Source organism: Trichococcus sp., assembly GCF_049684335.1.
Taxonomy (GTDB): Bacteria; Bacillota; Bacilli; order Lactobacillales; family Aerococcaceae; genus Trichococcus.
Window position 1 is genome coordinate 69,564 of record NZ_JBAVFV010000043.1, and the last position, 21,528, is coordinate 91,091.

At 48.3% G+C, this 21,528-nt stretch carries 23 protein-coding genes; 15 read left to right on the forward strand and 8 right to left on the reverse strand.

From position 1 onward, the window contains the following. Nucleotides 1-17 precede the first annotated feature (17 nt). From mmsA to WBM30_RS07675, 4 genes are all read left to right on the forward strand, one after another. Nucleotides 18-1,550 carry a multiple monosaccharide ABC transporter ATP-binding protein gene (gene mmsA / locus WBM30_RS07660; RefSeq protein ID WP_424900144.1) on the forward strand — a complete coding sequence of 511 codons (1,533 nt, stop codon included), beginning with the start codon at nt 18-20 and terminating at the stop codon, nt 1,548-1,550. Then, on the forward strand, nt 1,551-2,750 hold the full coding sequence (gene mmsB, locus WBM30_RS07665) for a multiple monosaccharide ABC transporter permease (protein ID WP_272162522.1): 1,200 nt from the start codon (nt 1,551-1,553) through the stop codon (nt 2,748-2,750). Nucleotides 2,751-2,762: 12 nt separating this feature from the next. Then, nucleotides 2,763-3,086, forward strand: coding sequence for a PTS sugar transporter subunit IIB (locus tag WBM30_RS07670; protein ID WP_424900145.1), 324 nt, complete (start codon nt 2,763-2,765; stop codon nt 3,084-3,086). Nucleotides 3,087-3,355: 269 nt separating this feature from the next. After that, a complete protein-coding gene (locus tag WBM30_RS07675) occupies nt 3,356-4,078 on the forward strand; it encodes a dihydrofolate reductase family protein (RefSeq protein ID WP_424900146.1) in 723 nt (240 codons plus the stop codon). 101 nt (nt 4,079-4,179) lie between these two features. On the opposite strand, the gene WBM30_RS07680 is transcribed toward WBM30_RS07675, so the two are convergent. Further along, nucleotides 4,180-4,548 (reverse strand): VOC family protein, encoded by a 369-nt coding sequence (locus tag WBM30_RS07680; protein ID WP_424900147.1) that lies wholly within the window; start codon nt 4,546-4,548, stop codon nt 4,180-4,182. A 180-nt stretch (nt 4,549-4,728) separates the two neighbouring features. Here WBM30_RS07680 and WBM30_RS07685 point away from each other — a divergent pair, with 180 nt between their 5' ends. Continuing rightward, the gene (locus WBM30_RS07685) at nt 4,729-5,415 is read left to right on the forward strand and encodes a CBS domain-containing protein (RefSeq protein ID WP_424900148.1); all 687 of its coding nucleotides are present in this window, start codon (nt 4,729-4,731) and stop codon (nt 5,413-5,415) included. Nucleotides 5,416-5,482: 67 nt separating this feature from the next. On the opposite strand, the gene WBM30_RS07690 is transcribed toward WBM30_RS07685, so the two are convergent. Both WBM30_RS07690 and WBM30_RS07695 read right to left on the reverse strand, forming a co-directional pair. Beyond that, a complete protein-coding gene (locus tag WBM30_RS07690) occupies nt 5,483-6,922 on the reverse strand; it encodes a SulP family inorganic anion transporter (RefSeq protein ID WP_424900149.1) in 1,440 nt (479 codons plus the stop codon). Nucleotides 6,923-7,146: 224 nt separating this feature from the next. Beyond that, the gene (locus WBM30_RS07695; RefSeq protein WP_424900150.1) at nt 7,147-7,950 is read right to left on the reverse strand and encodes a Cof-type HAD-IIB family hydrolase; all 804 of its coding nucleotides are present in this window, start codon (nt 7,948-7,950) and stop codon (nt 7,147-7,149) included. A 151-nt stretch (nt 7,951-8,101) separates the two neighbouring features. On the opposite strand from WBM30_RS07695, the gene WBM30_RS07700 reads away from it, so the two are divergent. Both WBM30_RS07700 and WBM30_RS07705 read left to right on the forward strand, forming a co-directional pair. Beyond that, the gene (locus WBM30_RS07700) at nt 8,102-8,395 is read left to right on the forward strand and encodes a hypothetical protein (protein WP_424900151.1); all 294 of its coding nucleotides are present in this window, start codon (nt 8,102-8,104) and stop codon (nt 8,393-8,395) included. Nucleotides 8,396-8,419: 24 nt separating this feature from the next. Further along, complete coding sequence (locus WBM30_RS07705) at nt 8,420-8,728, forward strand: hypothetical protein (RefSeq protein WP_424900152.1); 309 nt, start codon at nt 8,420-8,422, stop codon at nt 8,726-8,728. Nucleotides 8,729-8,731: 3 nt separating this feature from the next. Here the strand turns inward: WBM30_RS07705 and corA are convergent, their stop codons facing one another. After that, complete coding sequence (corA, locus tag WBM30_RS07710; protein ID WP_424900153.1) at nt 8,732-9,685, reverse strand: magnesium/cobalt transporter CorA; 954 nt, start codon at nt 9,683-9,685, stop codon at nt 8,732-8,734. A gap of 364 nt (nt 9,686-10,049) precedes the next feature. On the opposite strand from corA, the gene WBM30_RS07715 reads away from it, so the two are divergent. Further along, nucleotides 10,050-10,433, forward strand: coding sequence for a MerR family transcriptional regulator (locus tag WBM30_RS07715; RefSeq protein WP_424900173.1), 384 nt, complete (start codon nt 10,050-10,052; stop codon nt 10,431-10,433). Between the two features lie 398 nt (nt 10,434-10,831). Here WBM30_RS07715 and WBM30_RS07720 read toward each other — a convergent pair whose 3' ends face one another. Continuing rightward, nucleotides 10,832-11,287, reverse strand: coding sequence for an OsmC family protein (locus tag WBM30_RS07720; protein ID WP_424900154.1), 456 nt, complete (start codon nt 11,285-11,287; stop codon nt 10,832-10,834). Between the two features lie 279 nt (nt 11,288-11,566). Between WBM30_RS07720 and WBM30_RS07725 the strand changes: the two genes are divergently transcribed. Further along, nucleotides 11,567-11,914: a hypothetical protein gene (locus WBM30_RS07725; RefSeq protein WP_424900155.1), complete on the forward strand. Its 348-nt coding sequence runs from the start codon at nt 11,567-11,569 to the stop codon at nt 11,912-11,914. 93 nt (nt 11,915-12,007) lie between these two features. On the opposite strand, the gene WBM30_RS07730 is transcribed toward WBM30_RS07725, so the two are convergent. Together WBM30_RS07730 and WBM30_RS07735 are read right to left on the reverse strand one after the other, a co-directional pair. Then, the gene (locus tag WBM30_RS07730) at nt 12,008-12,241 is read right to left on the reverse strand and encodes a hypothetical protein (RefSeq protein WP_086630189.1); all 234 of its coding nucleotides are present in this window, start codon (nt 12,239-12,241) and stop codon (nt 12,008-12,010) included. 156 nt (nt 12,242-12,397) lie between these two features. After that, a complete protein-coding gene (locus tag WBM30_RS07735; RefSeq protein ID WP_424900156.1) occupies nt 12,398-13,327 on the reverse strand; it encodes a LysR substrate-binding domain-containing protein in 930 nt (309 codons plus the stop codon). Between the two features lie 421 nt (nt 13,328-13,748). Between WBM30_RS07735 and WBM30_RS07740 the strand changes: the two genes are divergently transcribed. From WBM30_RS07740 to WBM30_RS07750, 3 genes are all read left to right on the forward strand, one after another. Then, nucleotides 13,749-14,684, forward strand: coding sequence for a nitronate monooxygenase (locus tag WBM30_RS07740; protein ID WP_424900157.1), 936 nt, complete (start codon nt 13,749-13,751; stop codon nt 14,682-14,684). An 83-nt stretch (nt 14,685-14,767) separates the two neighbouring features. Beyond that, nucleotides 14,768-16,336, forward strand: coding sequence for an acyl CoA:acetate/3-ketoacid CoA transferase (locus WBM30_RS07745; protein WP_107996410.1), 1,569 nt, complete (start codon nt 14,768-14,770; stop codon nt 16,334-16,336). 13 nt (nt 16,337-16,349) lie between these two features. After that, nucleotides 16,350-17,582, forward strand: a complete 1,233-nt coding sequence (locus tag WBM30_RS07750) for an L-lactate MFS transporter (RefSeq protein WP_424900158.1) — start codon at nt 16,350-16,352, stop codon at nt 17,580-17,582. Between the two features lie 195 nt (nt 17,583-17,777). On the opposite strand, the gene WBM30_RS07755 is transcribed toward WBM30_RS07750, so the two are convergent. After that, nucleotides 17,778-18,332 (reverse strand): plasmid pRiA4b ORF-3 family protein, encoded by a 555-nt coding sequence (locus tag WBM30_RS07755; RefSeq protein WP_424900159.1) that lies wholly within the window; start codon nt 18,330-18,332, stop codon nt 17,778-17,780. A 180-nt stretch (nt 18,333-18,512) separates the two neighbouring features. Here WBM30_RS07755 and WBM30_RS07760 point away from each other — a divergent pair, with 180 nt between their 5' ends. The 3 genes from WBM30_RS07760 to WBM30_RS07770 all read left to right on the forward strand — a co-directional run bounded on the left by WBM30_RS07760 (nt 18,513) and on the right by WBM30_RS07770 (nt 21,453). Next, nucleotides 18,513-18,851 carry a thioredoxin family protein gene (locus WBM30_RS07760; protein ID WP_424900160.1) on the forward strand — a complete coding sequence of 113 codons (339 nt, stop codon included), beginning with the start codon at nt 18,513-18,515 and terminating at the stop codon, nt 18,849-18,851. Between the two features lie 116 nt (nt 18,852-18,967). Beyond that, nucleotides 18,968-20,716 carry a LytS/YhcK type 5TM receptor domain-containing protein gene (locus tag WBM30_RS07765; protein WP_424900161.1) on the forward strand — a complete coding sequence of 583 codons (1,749 nt, stop codon included), beginning with the start codon at nt 18,968-18,970 and terminating at the stop codon, nt 20,714-20,716. A 2-nt stretch (nt 20,717-20,718) separates the two neighbouring features. Next, nucleotides 20,719-21,453, forward strand: a complete 735-nt coding sequence (locus tag WBM30_RS07770; RefSeq protein WP_424900162.1) for a LytTR family transcriptional regulator DNA-binding domain-containing protein — start codon at nt 20,719-20,721, stop codon at nt 21,451-21,453. The last annotated feature ends 75 nt before the right edge of the window (nt 21,454-21,528 follow it).

The window sequence follows — 21,528 nt, forward strand, 5'->3', positions numbered from 1 at the left end:
CATAGAGGAGGGGTATCATGGCGGATTATATATTGGAGATGCGGAATATCGTCAAAGAATTTTCTGGCATCCGGGCATTGAGTGATGTGAATCTGAAAATTGAGCGTGGCGAAATCCATGCCCTATGCGGCGAAAATGGCGCGGGGAAATCAACGCTGATGAATGTTTTGAGCGGTTTGTATCCTTACGGCAGCTATGAGGGGGATATCGTCTACAACGGCGAGCCCTGCAAATTCAAGAATCTGAAGGACAGCGAAAATGAAGGCATCGTCATCATCCACCAGGAGTTGGCGCTCAGCCCGTATCTGTCCGTAAGTGAAAATATTTTCCTCGGTAATGAACAGGCGAAGCACGGCATCATCGACTGGGATTTGACGGAAAAGAAGACAACTAATCTGCTGAAGACGGTTGGGTTGAAAGTGAATCCCAATACGCTCGTTTCCCAGATTGGGGTCGGACAGCAGCAATTGGTCGAAATCGCGAAAGCATTCTCGAAATCGGTGCGCCTGCTGATCTTGGATGAGCCGACAGCCGCGCTGAATGAGGAAGAGAGTGCCAATTTATTGGAGCTGATCAAGGAATTCAGAAGGCAAGGCATCACGTCCATCATCATTTCCCATAAATTGAATGAGATTGTCAATGTGGCCGACCGCATCACGATTCTACGCGACGGCAAAACGATCGAAACGCTGGAAAAAGAGGCCATCAACGAGGAACGCATCATCCGCGGCATGGTCGGAAGGGACTTGACGAACCGTTATCCCGAACGCCATCCGAACCTCGGCGAAGTCTACTTAGAAGTGAAGGATTGGACGGTCCATCATCCGATTGATGCGCACCGCATCATGAACGATAAGATCAACTTTAATATCCGCAAAGGCGAAATCGTCGGGATTGCGGGATTGATGGGGGCAGGCCGGACAGAATTCGCGATGAGCGTCTTCGGACGTTCCTACGGCAGCAACATTTCCGGAAAAGTCTTTAAAGAAGGACAAGAGATTTCGGTCAAGGATGTGCCGGCTGCCATCGAAAACGGGCTTGCTTATGTATCCGAGGACCGGAAGGCATTAGGCCTGAATCTTTTGATGGATATCCGCGAGAACACGACGATCGCAAGCTTAGGGAAAATCAGCAAAAAAGGCGTCCTGGATAAAGAAAAGGAAGTCCAGATAGCCGAGGAATACCGCAAAAAAATGCGGACGAAGACGAGCTCGATTTATCAAAAAGTCAGCAGCCTCAGCGGGGGGAACCAACAGAAGGTTGTCCTTGCCAAATGGCTGATGACGGAGCCGGATGTTTTGTTCTTGGATGAACCGACACGCGGGATTGACGTCGGCGCCAAATACGAAATCTACACGATCATCGAAGAGATGGCAGCTGCCGGCAAATGCGTCTGCATCATCTCGTCTGAATTGCCTGAGATCTTGGGGATGTGCGATCGCATCTACACAATGAATGACGGCAAATTCACAGGTGAGGTTTTACGCAAAGACGCAAACCAAGAATCGCTGATGAATTTAATGACTAGGGAAGAAGAAGGTGTGCTATAGATGGAAACGACAAACGGCATAAAAAAAGAAAAGCAAACGATGAATCTAAAAACAAAGGCGCTTGATATTTTCAGCAAATACAGTATGGTAATCATTTTAATCGGTTTGCTGCTAGCCTTCCAGCTCATGACAGACGGCATCTTCTGGAGACCGTTGAACATCACGAACATCGTGCTGCAGAACAGTCATATTCTGGTGTTGGCGGCGGGTATGTTGTTAGTGGTTCTGTTGGGGCATGTCGATCTTTCGGTCGGTTCCGTGATGGCTTTTGTAGGTGCCATCTCCGGCATTTTGATGGTCAATTGGAATATCAGCCCTTGGTTGGCGGTGCCGATCTGCATCGCGATCGGAGCGATCATCGGTGCTTGGCAAGGTTACTGGGTAGCCTACTTCGGCATACCGGCTTTCATCGTCACGTTGGCGGGGCTGTTGATGTTTCGTGGCCTGACGCAGGTCGTACTGGGCGGGCAATCCTTGGCGCCTTTCCCGGAAATATTCCAAAAAATCTCTACAGGCTACTTGCCTGATCTGACGGACAGCAGTATTCATCTATTGACGATGATCCTGGGCGTCCTCATCGCGGCAGCGCTCGTTTTCGGGCAATGGCGCACACGCGAAAAACGCAAAAACAATCTGTTCGAAGTGGAATCGATGAACGCTTTCACGCTGAAAGCTGTCATGACGGCAGTGGTGATGATCGGTGTGACTTATATCTTCGCATCTTACCAAGGCTATCCCGTCATTTTGGTCATCTTGGGAGTCATCGTAGCAGCCTATGCCTTCTTGACGAACAAGACAGTTGCGGGACGCCAAATCTACGCAACCGGCGGAAACCGTAAAGCGGCAGAATTGTCCGGTATCAAAACGAAAAAAATCACTTTCTGGGTATTCGTGAACATGGGTGCGATGGCTGCGTTGGCTGGCTTGATCTTGGCTGCTCGTCTGAATGCAGCCACACCGCAAGCGGGTACTTCCATGGAGTTGGATGCGATGGCAGCCGTATACTTCGGCGGAGCCTCCACTTCAGGCGGAATCGGCACCATCGTGGGAACAATCGTCGGCGGTTTGGTCATGGGTGTCTTGAATAATGGGATGTCCATTCTCGGCGTCGGCGTCGATTGGCAGCAAGCAATCAAAGGTTTGATTTTGTTGTTGGCCGTCGTATTGGATATCTACAACAAGAAAAAGAAAGCAGCATAAGGGGTTGAGCAGATGACCAAACAAAAGACAGCCTTATTAATTTGTACAGCAGGCATCACGACCGGATTGCTGGTGAAGAATGTGCAGAACGCGGCGGATGAAAGGGGATTGGACATCCATGTCTACTCCGCGCCGGCGATCATCGCGGAGCAAGCAATCCAAAGCCAAGCGATCGATGCGCTGATGATCGGCCCGCAATCCAAATACGAAATCGCGCGGCTGAAGGATTTTCTGACCTATAAGGCGGTGCCCTACAAGCTGATATCTAGGGAAAATTATGAGATCCTGGACGGGGAAGCTGTGTTGGAGGAAATCATTGCGTTGATGGGAGAATAAACACAAACAAGAATGGAGCCGTCTCAAGTTTGAGGCGGCTCTTTCTTTACAGGTAACTTCAGGATATCAGCGAAAATATCGTCGAACGTCTCTTTTGATGCTTACCTCCGGCGAGCGTGGCCTCGCCGGAGCTGGGGATAGATTTTGAGTTTTCCTTCAATCGCGAGGGCATCTGAGTATATTTTCCTGACAGTTTCTTCTTGACTTAAACTAACCTCAAGGGTTTATGATGGAATAATCAACTAAGATTCGGAACGGAGGAAAATGAAATGAACAGACCTTACAAGGTGATTTGCCACATGGCGATGTCGATAGACGGGCGTGCGGCGGGGCATTATCTGGCTGCGCCCGAGTTCGGGCCGTACGGGAATGCCTATGAGGAGACGCTACAAGCTTACGGTTCGGACAATTGGATCTGCGGGCGGATCACGTTCGAGCAACACATCACATTCGGGAACAAAGTGGATCTGTCCGCATACTCGGATGAATCCATCCCGAGGGAAGATTACATTCATCCGGCTGCATTCAGCACTTACGCGATTGCGGTCGATCCGGAAGGGAAACTCGGCTGGCAAACGAATGTGATCGGTGACGAGTATCCGGAAAGAAGAGGCGACCACATCGTCACAATCTTGAGCGAGGCGGTCTCTGACCGGTATCTGGCCCATCTTAGGAAAACCGGTGTTTCCTACATCTTTGCGGGGAAGAGCAAACCATTGTCCATGACGGTTGCCTTGGATAAGCTGCACAAACATTTTGGCATCGAAACTTTCATGCTGGTCGGCGGAGGATTTGTGAACGGATCGTTCGCGAGCGAAGGCTTGGTCGATGAAATCAGCCTGATCATCGCTCCACTTGTCGAAGGCGTTTCCGATTCCGTTTCTTTGTTCGAGTTCGGGAGCAGTACGGATCAGCGTATCCGGAAGTTCAGGCTGGATAAATTTAAACGGATCGGCCTAGACGGCATCCACTTGATCTATCTTTCGGAGTAAAACGAGGGACATAAAGAACGAAATAACCACCGGATCCAGGGCGTTTTCCCTCGGATCCGGTGGGTTATTTGACTTAACTTTGCTCGGAGCGCGTGGCCCGCTTATTCAGCCGTTTCCCGGACTGCATAGTAGTTGCCGTCCCTGTCGGGGAAGTTGAAAGTCCTGGCGCCGCCCATTTCGACGATGTCGCCGACCATCTCGTTGTTTTCCTTGAAGCGCGCGTAAAGCCCATCGAAATCAGAGATGTCGAACAATAAAGAAGGCTTGTTGGACGCCACTTCCGGAGAATTTTTTTTGATGAAATCAATATCGAACAGCTGCAGGTTGCAAGCAGGGTTCACCGCTAGCACAATGCTGATGGAATCCCCAAAGTCAAAGCGGTCGACTTCTTTGAAATCGAGATATTGTTTCCAAAAATCGGCATTCGCTTCCACATCCTCTACATAAAGCATGATATTCGCTGTGGTCATGTCATTTCCTCCGTTTCTTATCGGTCATATGCTCATTATACGCCGGGAATTATTTGGAGGCCAACGTGAGGAACTTTTGCAGCAGGCATCCTTGGATGAAAGGCTTTGGATTCGTATTTCCCGCTTTGAATTGTTAGAATAGAAGTATAAAGAGAGCAACTAGAGAGAGGGCGAAAGCGATTGAGCAGCAATAACGAAGCATTTATGAGTTATTTCAATGACATCGAAAGTTTCTTCAACAAGGAATACAAGCCGGACCGCGGGAAATCCTATTACAGCTTTTACGAACTTGTGGAGAACGCCGCGCGCTACGACAGCTATGTGAAAAGGAAACGTGATGACTTCCAGATATTGGGGGATCTGCGCAATTTTCTGAGCCACGGAAACCAAAGCGATCTGGTGCTCGTCGAAGAGGCTGCGATGAATATGATCAAAGCGATCCACGAACAACTGTTGAAACCGAAGACCGCTTTCGACATCAAGTCGGACGATGTGAAGTTCTTCAAGGAGACGACTCCGCTTTCCGCAGTCCTTGAAACGATCCGGAACACCGATCTGACCCAATTCCCGATCAAGGACGGAAACGGAAAAGTGATAGGGTTGATGACGGAGAACGGCATCACGCGCTGGCTGTCCCAACATGCGAATGATGCAACCGTGTCTATCGGCGGAACGCTTGCGCGGGACATCCTTTTGTTGGACGAGAACAAAAATAATTTTGCCTTCATCAAAAAAGATGCGACCATCTATGAAGCCGAAGCCCAGTTCGATAACCAAAAAATCGATGCGCTGTTGGTGACAGACAGCGGCAAAAATACGGAAAACCTGCTCGGCATCATCACGCGTTTCGACTTGGTGGAAGTGTAACGACAGATAATTAACAAGAAAAAATAGCTCCCTCGCCCTGAAGATTCAGAGTAGGGGAGCTATTTGTCTATTTTTTATTGTGGATGGATATCCGTTTGAAAAGGGCTGAACTTTGCGGGTTCGCACCGGTAAACGTCGTTTTCACGCCTTGTTTTTTGTTGCGGGTGATTAGCTTATCGATCGCTTCAACAGCTGTGGAATCCCATAACGTCATGGCGCTGATGTCGATGACGACTTCTTCCTCGTGCTCGATTTCTTCAGCGAAAAAGTCCAGGAATTTTTCGGCGGAAGCGAAGTAAAGGTGGCCGTCCACTTTGTAGTGGTGATCATCATCGGCAGTCCCGGTTGCAACGTGTAGATGGGACATTTTGAAAGCGGCGAAGACGGCGCTGACCAAAGTGCCGGCTACGACACCATAAGCCAAGTTATGCGTTCCGATAACAATGGTGACGGTCAGGAGCATTGCGAAGCTTTCGTTTTTAGGGTTCGTACGCAGGCGTTTGATCGAGTCCCAGTTGATGGTTTCGATGGAGACAACGACCATGACGGCTGCCAAAGCGACAACCGGAATCTGCACGACAGAACCGTTCAAAAGAACAACCGACGACAACATGAAGAATCCGGACAGGAAAGTCGCAAGACGGCCAAGGCCGCCATAATTCAAGTTGATGATCGTCTGTCCGATCATGCCACAACCGGCGATGCCGCCAAAGAATCCGGAAACGACATTCCCAAGACCTTGGCTCAACGTTTCCTGATTTTTGTCACTCTTCTCTTCAGTGATTTCATCGACCAATTGTGCAGTCAACAAGGACTCAACCAATCCGACGATGGCAACCGAAAGTGCAGTGGGGAAAATGATCCGCAAAGTTTCCAATGTCATCGGAACAGCCGGGATGCCGAAGCGCGGCAAATCCGTAGAGATGGAGCCCATATCGCCCAACGTTTTCACATCCAAGCCAAAGCCCAGCACAATCGCGGTGATGACGAAAATCGCAACGATAGGCGCAGGGATTTTCTTCGTAATCCGAGGGAACAGGAAAATGATCGCGATTCCCAACAGCCCCAGAAGCGGCAAAAGCAGGCTGCCTTGGAAATGGTCCAATTGCGAAGTGAACATCATGATCCCCAAGCCGTTCACGAAACCAGTCATGACAGGCTTCGGAATGTAACGCATCAAAGTACCGATTTTTAGGAATCCCAAGACGACCTGCAGGACTCCTGCCAGAATCGTAGCGGCAAAAAGATACTGGATTCCGTATTCGGAAACCAAGTGGGCCAATACCAAGGCCACGGATCCTGCGGCGGCTGAAATCATGCCCTTGCTGGACCCGAAAAAGGCTGCGATGGCTGTGATGAAGAACGTGGCGTAGACTCCCACAACTGGGGGTACTCCAGCGACGATCATGAAACCGATGACTTCAGGGAACAGGGCCAGACAGACGGCGATGCCTGCCAAAATATCCCCTTTGATATTACCGAACCATTCTTGTTTGTATTGTTTCATGGATACCTTCCTTCTTGAAAAAATAGTGATTATTTGACGCTCAAAATTATTTGATTAGGACGCAAAAGTACATATTAACATACAACTGAAAACAGAGGAACAATAATTTATCTTAAAATTTAATGGACTTTAAACCTGCTTGAAAGGCCTGATTCCTGAAAACAAAATAAAAGGAAGATGCCCCCAGCCTCATAATTGAAGCGGGATCCATCATCCTTTTTTGTTTATTCCATTTCGAGCAGCTGCTCGATTGCGGCCAATACGCCTTCTTCATTGTTCGAAAGGGCACAGTATTTGGCGGCTTTTTTGACGTCATCGGCTGCGTTCGCCATCGCGAAACTGTAGGCCACATGCTCTAGCATCTCGATATCATTCCCGCTGTCGCCGAATGCAGCGGTTTCCTCATCGGAAATGCCCCACAGCTTCTGCAACAGTTGTATGCCTGAAGCTTTATGCATGCCGGGAATGATGAGGTCGATGGAGCCATGGCCGGTCGGTACAGGGGAGACGACATCGCCTACTTCGCGCGTGAAGTGCTCCAAGAGGGCAGGGACTTCATCTTCAGCGAAGCCGGATGCAAATTTGAAGATGATATCATCTATTTCAGAGAAAGAATCCACACGTTTCAAGCGATGATAGAAGCGTTTCGTATTTTGGAAAAAGTAATCGGAAACGGAACTGTCGACGTAGGCACTGTTTTTGCCGCAAACGACCAATTTTGAATAGGCATCCAACTCCTTGAAGATCCGGAGCACTTTATCGATGGTCTCCTGCGTCATCTCGCCGACGGACAGCTCCTTGTTGCAATCCACGACGAAAGCGCCATTTTCCGCCACAAAAGCAATATCATCCTGTATCTCAGGGAAAAAAGAACGCAGTTGGTAGTATTGGTTTCCGCTGGCCACGACAAAACGGATATCTTTTTCGAGCATGCGTTTGTATAAGGCATCGAAGCGCTCCTTGTTGAATTTCTTCCGGCTGTCCAGGAAAGTCCCGTCCATATCGACGGCGATCAGTTTGATGGGCATGGCGAATCTTCCTTTCGTCGGATGCAAGAATCTTCCGGCTGGGGCCATCAGTTTTGAGCATCCGCTTATGTTTACAACATCTTAACACGTTTCCTTACTATTCCCAAGAGGGGGAGAATGCTTTTAGCGGTTTTTCCGAAGAAGGAAATGGTTGACAAAAAGAACGTACGTTCGTATTATGGAGTTAAAGGATGTGACTGATATGGGAAATGGGATTTGCCTGAAAGGTTCAGTGGGAAAAATCAAGATCCTGAAACTGGAGGAAATGCCGCTGATCCGCTTTACGCTGACGGTGGACAAGGAAGAGAATCAGAATTGCCTGATCCGCACGCATTCATTGGATTTTCTGTATCAGGTCAACGAAGGGAACGCAATCGTGATCTACGGCAGGAAGAACAAGCGCAATCAAGTCGTGGTGCAGAAATATCATGTGAATCAAAGCTGAAGGCTGATGGGTAGGGTGAGGAAAATGAGGCTGGTACAAAAAGGAATCTGGAGAAAAAAGTTGGATGTCGCCGATCTGTTGGAACGAAAAGGCTGCTATGAGTTTACACTGTTGGAGGATAAGCTTTCCGTCAGGGAGGAGCTTTTCGAAATCTGGTGGTACGCCTATGATGGAAATAATCATATTCTGGCCAAAAACAAAAATTATCCGCATCATCTCTATTTCCTTTTGCTGGAGCCCGGTGATCTTTTTGGGGTGAATGACTTCCGGGATTTTCTTGAGACAGGCGAATTGAAGCAACCCATTGCGATCGATTTCAAGAAAAACGGCTGATAATCAGAACCAGCCGTTTTTCTTGAACCAACGATACATGGAGACGCCAATCACAAGCATCAGGCCGATAGCCAAAAAGTAGCCGTATTTCCAAGTCAATTCCGGCATGTATTCGAAATTCATCCCGTAGATGCCGGCGATCAAGGTCAGCGGAGAGAAAATCGAGGTGATGATGGTGAGGATCTTCATCACCTCGTTGGTCTGATGGGAATTGAGCGACAGATAGCTGTCGCGCATGTCAGTTGTCACTTCGCGATTAGAGGTGATCAGCTCGGACACCTTTAGCAAGTCATCGTGGATATCCGAAAAATAACTGCGCCTTTTGCGGACGCCTTCCAAATGCTGGGAATTCAGCATCCGATACAGCAAGTCCCGCATCGGATTGACGGTCTGCATCAGGCTCAACAACCGATGGCGGATGTCGATCAGCTGTGGCATCTGATCGGCCGAGCGCCTGGTTTGTGAGCCGTCCTCGATGCTGATCAACTCATCTTCAATGTCGTGAAGCAACGGGAAATAGTTATCCACGATTTTGTCGAGCACTTGATAGAACACGTAATGGGGGTCCCATTTTTCAGTGTTTTGTTGCGCAAGCAGGCGCTCGCGGATGTAGTGTACTTCTTTTGAAGATTTATAATGGAAGGTCACGATGAATTTTTCCGCGACAAAAAAGTCCAGTTCTTCCTTGATGATTTTCTTCTGCTCCGCATGGACATGATGGGTGACGTAGAAGGTATAGCCTTCGTAATAATCCAACTTCGGACGCTGCAGGAACTGGAGGCAATCTTCAATAGCTAAAGGATGGAAGTGGAAAGTATCCTTGAGATGCTGGAACTCCTCGGTTGTTGGGTTATCGAAGTCGATCCAGATCCATTTGTAGGCGGAGAGATCCGCGGAATTCAGATTGAGGTCTGTTTTGATTTGATTTTCAGTTGTGATGCCAATGGCAGTTATCATATGCTTGCACCTTCTCTATTAGGATTTCAAAGTTCATTATACGGGAATCGCACAACCGACGCCATTCGGAAGGTTTTTCTGCTCCAGTCTGCCGACTGTCAGAAGCCGGAAAGTATGCGATAATGGAAGGGAGAAATTTATCGGAACGGAGGACACCGGATGATCAAGTTGATTTTGACTGATACTGACGCGGTGTCGCATACAATCCTGCAGTTGCTTGCGTTGCAAGGCTGAGATCTTGTCTAAGCGGGCCCAGCCCATTTGCCTGCAATTTCCATTTGACTTGGAGTCCACTCCAAGGTGTAGGATGTAACTGAGGGTAACAATCAGGATAGGTTTTGATGCCGAAAGGATGGACGAAATGATAAACATAAAGAAAGCCAGCGAGCAAACGGGTGTATCGGCTGATACGATCCGCTATTATGAGAGGATTGGTCTGATTCCTCCGATAAAAAGGAATGAAAACGGGGTACGTGAGTTCGATGAAGAAGATCTGAAGTGGATCGTTTTCAGTCGCCAGATGCGCAATGCAGGCTTATCGATCGAATCGTTGATCGAATATCTCGCGCTTTTCCGCAGCGGCGAAGAGACCGTTCCGGCAAGAATGGATCTGTTGGCCGAACAACAGCGTGAACTGCAGGAGCGGATCGACGTCATGCAGCAGGCAATGGAGCGGCTGACATTCAAAATCGAAAATTATACGAGCCATATGGTTCCGAGCGAAAATAAGTTGAGAGAATTCAAGTAGATGTAACGACAAAAAAATCCCATCAGGCCTTGTTTGGCAGGCTGATGGGTTTTTTTCAAAATATATAATATTTTGAATTTGAAAGTGTGTCACCGTAGTTGTTTAACAGATTCGCAAAATGTTTCATGCAATCAAATTAGATGGCTAGCTTCACGGGTAAGCCCTTCGGAAAGGATAGAGGAACCCCTTGTCTCTACGAGCCAAGGATACTGTTCGACTAACCTGCTGACGCAGGAAGTCTCTCAGCATATTGCGCTCTACGATGCTCAGTTGCATGGGAGTCTTAGGGATTCATCCCTTAGAGTCCCAGTACAAGGTGACCGTAGGGAACGTTGCAAGGCTCGATTTCCTAAATTTCTTTCAGGGCTGAACGAACCCGTTCCGCTTTTCTGATTTTTTTAATTGGTCCGTATCCACTGGGTCGACATGTCGACGCCCGCATCCAGCATGAGGTTATAGACGGGACATCTTCTTTCGACTTCAGCCGCCAACTTCTCGATGGCTTCGTCGGTCTCATCAGTCTCGATATGATTTACGAGTGTGACTTCCTGGAAGTAGGTCCGGATATCATCCTCCCCGGCAAAACCGCGCGGATCAAAGGTGCCTTCGACGGTGAACGACAAGCTTCTGTATGCGAGTCCTTGTTGTTCGGCCACATAATAGGCAATGATCGAGGTGCAGCCTGCCAGCGAACTCAAAAGATATTCCAGCGGATTCGGCCCTTTGTTATCGCCGCCCATCCGTTCCGATTCATCCACAAAAAATTCGGGCAGATTACGGACTTTTACTGTAGTGGTGATGCCTTGGTGTGATTGGCCAGTGATTCTCAGTTTCGATAATTTTGTTTCTGTCATCTGGATAACCTCGTTTCTATGATTTGTTCAGTCAGCGCTTATAAGTCCATTTTATCATAGCTTATCAGGATAGACTTAACAGAAGCACTCCCTCCAAACGAGCAATGAGCAACGGAAATATAGCGGCCATCCATTGCTCGGTGGATGTCCAAAACAGCCTGGGAGTGGTATACTATCCATGAAGGAAAAGTGCGGGAAAGTGTTGAAGGACAGGCCTGTGTTCACGTTTTTTAAGCAAATGATCGTCTGTTTGATTCATGAAGAAAAGGGGTTTTTTCAATGGAAAAGAAGGATTTGAAACTGATATTGGCCAATTTCGGACCGGAAAAGGAATTCATCGGCGATGGCTATTTCCGCATCCGCGACAAAGGCAATGAGCATTATGAAATCGCCTATCTTGTCTCAGCATGCTGCGGAACAACGAACTACTACCCACAGATTGCTGTCCATGTCGAAGGCGACAAGGTGGTTCCCGACTCCGTTCTGGATCTGGTATCCAATCCGGCAAAAATGCTCAGCTATTCACCTGAGACGAGTGCTGTTATGGAAGAAGAATTGGATAAACTCTGCCAAAAGTTTTTGGATATCAAGAACTTGAAAGCAACAAACGTTGGAACACCAGACTAATCTCTGGTGTTTTTTTCATAGCAGGAATCAAAAAGGAGCAAGTGAGTGCGTCATTCCGCATTCCCTTGCTCCTTTTTGTTTTTTTCGATTGGATTAATAAGGCTTTGCCGCTTCAAATGAACCTTCGATGACGCGATTGCAGTCTCCGCACTTCAGCCAGTGGCCAAGATCGTTGCTTTCCTGGTATACGCTCGATGGCTTCTTGCATTGGCAGTAAAGGATTTCGGTTTCTTGAGGGGGATCTTCGGGAATGATATCCAGATAGGGTTCTTCCGTTAACCAAGTGGCATCGATAGAATCGTGTTCATCTTTTGGTAGTTTATCCATCATAACCCCTCCTATGGGTAAGTTGTACGTTCTTGTACGCAAAGTTTAAGGAGCATCTTTGCTCACTTTGATGATACAACTTCTGCTGCCGAAGGCCAAATGATATGGTTCCGAACGGAATAAGCGGAGCCCCTTTTCTTATGCAGACGCTAATTTTTAAATGGAATCGCTGTAGGCTTTCATCAGCTCCTTCGCCATATCGATCATGGCCAAGTCGACTGAGGAAAGGGTCTTTTCTTTGCTGTAGGCGATGAAATAACGGGTGCGGACGATGCTGGTTTCGATATAAAAAATATTGTAGCTATCCATCAATTCGCTATTATTGAGCGCACTCTTCGGCAAAAAAGTCAGCCCCATCCCTTTTCTCGCAAGCGCTGCTGCGGTTGAAATGTTCTGAGATTCCATGACGACATCCGCTTTGATATCCAGATGCTTCAGGAATTCGTTTGCCTGTTTGCGGATCCCAGATTGGGAAGTGGTAAGCACATACTTTTCGTTCTTCAGCAGATTCAAAGGATAAGGGAATTTTTCTATCTCCTTCAAACCATGTTGATACAACGGGCTCGTGTCCGGAACGATGACGCACCATTTATCTTCCGCAAGCACGGTGTAGGAAAGTTGTTCATTATGGATCGGCATCATGCCCAAGTAGAGATCGACTTTGTTTTCCAGTAGGTCCATCTCCGTCGTTTTGGCGTCCTGTTCCATAATCTTCAGGACGATGCCGGGATATTTTTCATGGAACTTCGGCAAAATCAGCGGAAGCAGAAAGGATCCCATGATCGGATGGACGCCGATGCGGATCCGGCCATATTTCAGTTTTGTGATCATCGTCAATTCGTTGACCATATCTTCGTACTGGTTCTGCATCTTTTTCATGTGCGTCAGGAACCTTTCGCCGGCATAGGTCAATTCCATCGGCGTCCGATTGCGCTCGACCAACTGGGTTTGCAGTTCCTCTTCCAGTTTCGTAATGGTTTTGCTGAGGTAGGGTTGGGAAATATATAGAGACTTTGCCGCCTGCGTGAAGGTCCCTTCACTGACGATAGCATCCAGGTAGGCAATGATAGTGGTCTGTTGCATCATTTTTTAGTCATCCTTTCGATCGCGATGTTCTACTGATGGTTATACGGGAAAATGATTAAGAATTGCAAGCGTTATTGTACCTCATTTTCGATTGTGAAAGATAAAATAATCACAATTATAACAGAAGAGTTATGGATATGATATCTATTCAGAACAAAAAAGATATGGACGAAGAACGCCCCATTAAAAAAGAGGTGTATTATATTTGTTCATAAACTCACTAATAACGAGCTTTCCATTCCAAATCTAATTATTTCATATAACCAAATGGTTATGATAAACGGGTGAAGATTACTATTTCACAAATAATCGGATCAATTCTATAATGCAACTATCAAGAGAAAAGGTGAGCAAGCGGAACGGCAATTTCAGCCGACCATGCACACTCATCACTCACAGTTCAAGGAAGAAGGAAAAACAGATGACAACAATATGCGAAATGCTAGGAATAGAATATCCTATTTTTCAAGGAGCGATGGCACGTATCGCAACGGCTGAAATCGCTTCTGCCGTTTCAAATGCAGGCGGGCTTGGCATCATCGCTTCAGGCGGAATGACAGCAGATCAATTGCGTGCAGAGATCCAAAAATGCAAAACGATGACGGACAAACCTTTTGCCGTCAACTTGATGCTGATGATGCGTAATTGTCCGGAATTGGTTGATGTCGTGATTGAAGAAGGCGTCAAAGTCGTGACAACTGGAGCAGGCACACCGAAACCATTCATGCCGAAATTCAAAGAAGCCGGCATCAAAGTGATTCCAGTAGTAGCTTCCGTGAAACATGCACAAAAAATGGAAGCTTTAGGCGCGGATGCAATCGTAGCTGAAGGAACAGAAGCGGGCGGACACGTCGGCGAAACAACGACCATGTGCTTAGTGCCGCAAGTGGTCAGTGCAGTCAACATCCCAGTATTGGGAGCCGGCGGAGTCGGTGACGGCCGCGGAGTCGTTGCGATGTACGCGATGGGTGCTCAAGGGATCCAAGTAGGAACACTGTTCTTGTCCGCTGAAGAATGCCCGGTTCCGGCTACATTCAAACAAGCCGTACTGGATGCTGATGATACAGCTACGATCGTTACAGGCCGCCGCAACGGAGCGCCTGTCCGTTCCATCAAAAACAAGATGCTTACGAAATTCCAAGAACTGGAAAACAACAATGCATCCCGTGATGAATTGGAAGAGTTGGCGTTGGGCTCATTGAGCAAAGCTGTATTCGAAGGAGATGTAGAGAACGGATCGGTCATGGCCGGCCAAATCACTGGTATGGTCCGCACTATCCGTCCTGCCAAAGAAATCATCGAAACATTGTTCAAGGATGCTGAAACAATCGCAGGTTCATTGAAGATCGCTTATTAATCAAAACTGAAAAGCTCAGATCAAGGCTGAGCTTTTTTCTTACTTACTTATGTGAATGAACGAGCAAATAGGAGGGTACACTTATGACAAAAGTAATCACAGCTGCGGAAGCGGCAAAACTGATCAAAGACAACAGCACGGTGGCGTTGACCGGATTCGGTATGGCCTGTGTAAACGAAGAAATGGCGATTTCCATCGAAGATCGCTTTAAAGCGGAAGGCCATCCGAACAACCTGACAGTCATCCACGCGAGTGCTGTGGGGGATCGCCGCACAAAAGGGATGAGCCACCTTGCCCACGAAGGCTTGATCAAACGTTGGATCGGCGGCATCGTCAGTGCTTCTCCGCAACTCAGCGACCTGATCGTCGAAAACAAATGCGAAGCCTACAACCTTCCGCAAGGGGTCATCACCCAACTGTACCGTGAAATCGCCGCAAAACGTCCGGGCTTATTCACTAAAGTCGGCATGCGCACCTTTGTCGATCCGCGTCTGGAAGGCGGCAAGCTTTCCCCGCGCACGACTGAAGATATCGTCAAAGTGGTTGAAATCGAAAATGAAGAATGGTTATTCTACCCGACTTTCCCGATCAATGTCGGTCTGATCCGCGGAACGGTAGCCGATGAAAAAGGCAACTTGACGCTTGAAAAAGAAGGTTTGCACATGGAAGTGCTGCCGGTAGCTCAAGCAGTCAAAAACTCAGGCGGTATTGTGATTGCACAAGTGGAAACGTTGGCGGCTGCGGGCACACTGCATCCTAAAGACGTAAAAGTACCAGGTATCATGGTCGACTACATTGTCGTGGCACAACCAGGCAATCAATTCCAGACAGAAAACACGGAGTACAATCCGGCTTTCTCCGGCGATACAAAAGTACCAATGGATGCTGTAACAGCACTTCCGTTGGATGCCCGTAAGGTTATCGCCCGTCGTGCTGCGATGGAGTTGGTTCCGTCTGCTATCCTAAACCTTGGCGTAGGGATTCCTGTCAATGTTGCGACAGTCGGTGCGGAAGAAGGCATCAGCGACCAATTAGTGTTGACGACCGAAGCAGGTTCAATCGGCGGCGTTCCGGCAGGGTTGCGGGATTTTGGACATGCCTTCAACAGCGAAGCAATCATGGATCACCATGCTCAATTCGACTTCTACGATGGTGGCGGATTGGACTTATCCGTGTTGGGGCTTGCTCAGACCGATGCATACGGAAACGTGAATGTATCCAAGTTCGGCAACCGTGTCGCTGGTTGCGGCGGCTTCATCAATATTTCCCAAGCTGCCAAAAAATTGGTGTTTGCAGGAACCTTTACTGCCGGCGGTTTGCAGCAGGAAGTCAAAGATGGCCGTCTGACGATCATCCAGGAAGGGAAAGCGAAGAAATTCGTAGCTGAAGTCGAACAAGTGACTTTCAGCGGGGAATACGCGTCCGAAGTGGAACAGGAAGTATTGTATGTGACCGAACGTGCGGTATTCGACCTCGAGAAAGGCAAATTGCGCCTGATCGAAATCGCGCCTGGCGTCGATCTGGAAAAAGATATTTTGGGACAAATGGGCTTCAAACCGGTCATTGCCGAAAATCTGAAAGTAATGAACGAAGGCATGTTCCGCGAAAATTGGGGAGAACTAAAAAACATCGTCATGGCGAATGGGAAATAAGGGAGTGTTGTTGATGAAAAAGGAAATTAATCGTTGGGCTGTCTTGGTCAGCTCCATGGGTATCTTGATGTGTACGGGTGCGGTTTATGCTTTCAGCGTGTTGGCAGGACCGTTGTCTGCCGCAAGGGGTTGGACAATGGCTGAGGTCATGGTAGCCTTCGCGATCAACGCGGCTTTAGGGCCGATTCCGATGATCTTAGGCGGCTTCTTGACCGACAAAGGTTGGTCGAAATGGAGCACGATGGCCGGAGCGGTATTGTTCGGCGTCGGTTTTGCTTTGGCGGGTACAGCTACAACTTTGACTGAATTGTATGTGTATTATGGTTTGATGGCCGGTTTCGGACAAGGCTTCGCTTACTCAGGCTGCCTAAGCAACACGATCCGTTTCTTCCCGGATAAAAAAGGTTTGGCTTCCGGCTTGATCACAGCAGGTATGGGCGGAGCAGCCATCATCGCAGCTCCGATCGCGAACCAACTGATCCAAAGTATTGGCGTTGCCGATACTTTCGTGCGGATGGGTATCGCCTATGCCATCATAAGCTTCACTTGCAGCCTCTTCATCAAGGTTGCACCGAAAGATTACATGCCAAAAAATATGAACGCAGCGGCAACTGCAGCAGCAAATAAACCGGTAGTAAACAAGAACTGGAAAGAAATGTTGCAGGATCCAAAATTCTATATGATCATTCTGATGTTCGCCATGGGTGCTTTCTCAGGCTTGATGATCGCTTCAAACGCTTCACCGATCGGACAATCTATGTTCGGCCTATCCGCAGCAGCGGCAGCCGTTTATGTCAGCGTGTATTCTCTCAGCAATACAATGGGTCGCGTTATCTGGGGCGCTGTTTCCGATAAATTGGGCCAACCAACGACTATCAGCATCATGTATAGTGTCATCATTCTTACTTTCTTGGTTCTTATTTTCGTAAAATCGATGTTCGGTTTTACACTAGGAATCGTTGGTTTAGGCCTATGCTTCGGCGGTGTGATGGGCGTGTTCCCTTCATTAGTCATGGATAACTTCGGACCGAAATTCCAAGGCGTCAACTACGGTATTGTGTTCATCGGTTACTCGACATCCGCTTTCGTTGCACCTAAAGTAACAGCGGGTATCGCTGCTGCGAACAACGGTGACTTCACCAAAGCTTTCTATGTCGCGATCGTGGTTGCGGCTGCAGGTCTGATCCTGGATCTTGTTTACAAGAAAAAAACAGCAACCAAATCGATTACAGAAACAGCTCAATAGGCAATTCCTTATTAAGAAATAAGCATAAAAACCATCTCCTGCACTCACATTCGAGTGCAGGAGTTTTTTGCTTGTGGTTGTCCGATAATTGGGTGTTATCGGACAACCCGGCCATACGCGATATGTCCGACAACAAAAGGCAAGCATTCGGCTCAATAAAAGCCCGAATGCTTGCCTTTTGTTATTGTCAGCCGGTCAAAGATGGCCGCCGTCATCTTCCCATTCATCTTCGTCATCATCCAGGGCTATCCATTCATCTTCATCAAGCCCCGGCAGGCCTTCGCCTAAGCCGCTGACGTTCAGATAGGCCAATTCTTCATTGATTGCTTTCGCGATTTCCCCGGAATCTTTGTACGCGAGGTCTAGTGTGCCGTCGGTGATGTCCAGGCGGGTATGGTCTTCCTCAGGCGTCAGATTCTCGGCGCGCACGCAACGGGGATAGAGAACGTCTGCCTTTGCTTCAAAGGCTTTTTGCAGGATGATTTCATGTTCCCAGTTTTCTTCCATGTTGTACGTGTAAATGATTTTATCGTCTTTTCCTTGGATATGGTCCCGCAGACGATCGGTTTCTGCCAATGTATCTTTATGCGGCTGGGCAAACCGGAAAGTATGTGGGTGGAGATCGGACCAATTGAATGCACTTTGGAGAATGAAATGCAGATCGGAGAAAGTCGTGTCGTCATCCAATTGTATATCCCGCCAAACCGGTATGCCAACATCCAAAAGTGTAACCCTGAGTTCGAACATCATCTGAAAAACCACCTTTTTTTATTTTCAGTATAGCGTTTTCATGTCCCAAGTTCAAATAGGAGGTGGTGCGCGAATCACAAAGAGAACTTAGTAGCGTAGTGCTGGTCAATCCGCAAACCGGACTTATTCCGATTCACGTGCTATAATGACGAAAAAATGAAAGAGGAAGAAGGTCAAATTGTGTTTTATCCAAATAATTTTCAACAAGCAAGTTCAATAGAAGAAATCCGTCACTTCATCACTGATAACAAATTAGCGTTCGTATACATTTCCCGGACGAACTGCGGCGTCTGCCATGCGGTCCAACCGCAAGTGCAGGAGATGCTGGAAGAGTTCCCGGCAATCAAAGCAATCCAGGCAAACGCCGATGACATCCCGGAAGTCGCGGGCGAATTCACCGTCTTCACCGTTCCGGCGTTGCTGTTGTTCGCCGAAGGCAAAGAGATGATCCGCGAAGCCCGCTTCGTGGTGATGGACGAGCTGCATCACCAATTCCAGCGGATTGCGGATAACTTCTGATAGCTTGATAAAGGAACGATAGCCTGAAGCGCAAAGCTTGGGCTATCGTTTTTTGTGCACAAATTAGGTGCTTCTGGTGTAAACTAAAGATAATCATTTTCCGGAAAGGAGCGGTCATGTTTAATTTATTCATTTTGATATTGGAGCGGGTCGGGCTGATCATCATTTTGGCTTACCTGCTGATGAATATCCACTATTTCAGGGACAGATTAGGGGAACGCCAACGCTTGAGCACTAAAATGGCGCTGATTGTCGTATTCGGCCTCTTCGCGGTCATATCGAACTACACGGGCGTTGAGATCAGCCAGGACCGCATCGTATCCGACCAAGTGCTGATGAAACTTTCTGAAGGAGCATCCTTGGCGAACACACGGGTGCTCACGATCGGCGTCGCCGGTCTGATCGGCGGGCCGTTGGTTGGCACATCCGTCGGCATCATCTCGGGCGTCATCCGTTTCTTCCAAGGCGGGGAAGAGGCCTATATTTATGTGATTTCTTCCATATTGATTGGGCTCATTTCCGGTCTGTACGGCATCAAAACGATGCGGAAAAATACCTATCCAACGATAAAGGAAGGCTTTATGCTTGGCGCCGTGACGGAGGGTGTCCAAATGCTCAGCATCCTGATTTTGAGCCGCAATCTTCAGTCCGCCTGGGATCTGGTGACATTCATTGCATTTCCGATGATTCTCGTCAACAGCATGGGGACCGGCATTTTCCTATCCATCATCGGATCCACGCTGCGCCAAGTCGAACAGACGAAGGCTGTGCAGACGCATGATGTGCTCCAATTGGCGAACGAGACGATGCCTTTTTTCCGTTCCGGGATGAACGAGGCTTCGTGCACGGAAGCGGCCAAAATCATCCAACAATTGATGAAGGTATCCGCCGTAAGCATCACGAACACCGAACAGATTTTGGCCTATGTCGGCGCAGCCAGCGATCACCACATCGCCTCAAATGAAATCTTGACGGATTTGTCAAAAGAAGTGCTGCGGACAGGGGAACTCAGGGAAGTCCATTCCCATGACGAAATCGGCTGCAACCATCCGGACTGTCCCTTGGAAGCGGCGCTCGTCATTCCGCTCAAGGCGCAAGGTAAAACGATCGGTACTTTGAAACTGTATTTCACGGATGCGGCGAAATTGACCTTTGTGGAAAGGCAGTTGGCGGAAGGCCTTGGCAATATCTTCTCCAGCCAGATCGAATTTGGGGAGATCGAACTGCAGAGCAAGCTGTTGCAGGATGCAGAAATCAAATCTTTGCAGGCACAGGTGAATCCGCATTTCTTCTTTAACGCCATCAACACTGTTTCGGCGTTGATCCGAGTCGACAGCGAAAAAGCGCGGAAGCTGCTGATCCAACTCAGTAACTTTTTCCGGGCCAATCTGCAGGGCGCCCGCACCAACCTGATTCCGTTGATGAAGGAACTGATGCAAGTGGAAGCTTACCGTTCATTGGAACAAGCTCGTTTCCCTGATCGCTACCAAGTCGATATTTCCGTGGAGGAAGGCTTGGAGGAAGTTCTGCTGCCGCCTTTCCTGATTCAGATTTTGCTGGAGAATGCGTTCAAGCATGCTTTCGGCAGCCGGAAAACCGATAATCGGGTATTGATCGACGTGAAAAACAGTCCGGATGGGGTGTTTATTTCCGTCCGGGACAACGGGGAAGGCATTGATTCCAATCGCTTGGAGAAGTTAGGCAAAGAAACATTGTCATCGCTGGAAGGCACCGGGTCGGCATTGGAAAATCTGAATAAACGGCTAATCAGCCTGTTCGGCGAATCGGCCAAATTACATTTTGTATCTTCACCAACAGGAACGACCGTCTATTGTACGGTACCCTATCAAGAAAGGCAGGGATGAATATGCGGGTATTGATTGTGGATGACGAACCATTGGCAAGGGATGAACTGGCGTACCTGCTGGGACAATGCGAAGGCGTCAGTGCCATCGCCCAAGCGGAGTCGATCGAGGAAGCGCTGGGGGCGATGCTCGAGGAACCGATGGACCTGATTTTTTTGGACATCCACCTGACGAATGAAAGTGGCCTCTCGCTGGCCGGTAAGATCAATAAAATCAAGAACCCGCCGATGATCATTTTCGCTACGGCCTATGACGATTATGCTGTCAAAGCATTTGAACTGAATGCGACCGATTACGTGCTGAAGCCTTTTGAATTGGAGCGGATCCAGCAGGCGGTCAAAAAAGCCTACGGACAGTACCGTAACCAGCAGATCGGTGAACTGGAACCGTCGCAGCTGAAGGATATGGGGCTGCAGGTGCTGCCCATCCAAATGGACGAGCGCATCTATATGCTGCAGGTCCCGGAAATCATCGCCATCGGGATCGAGAACGGCGAAACGACCATCTATACGAAAAATATGGAGTACATCATCCACGAACCGCTCAGTGCGCTCGAGAAAAAGGTCGGCGGACACCCGTTCCTGAGGGTTCACCGCGCCTTTCTAATCAATCTGAAGGAAATAAAGGAAATCCAACCATGGTTCAACAATACATTCCAACTGACGATGAGCAACGGTTTGAAGATACCCGTCAGCCGTTCTTATATGAAGGACTTTAAGGAAATAGTAGGTATCTGATCCAAAATTAAATGAATTTCAGGACTGCAGGCGTGCAACTCAGCCTGCAGTTTTGTCGTTTCGGGCGCAAATGAC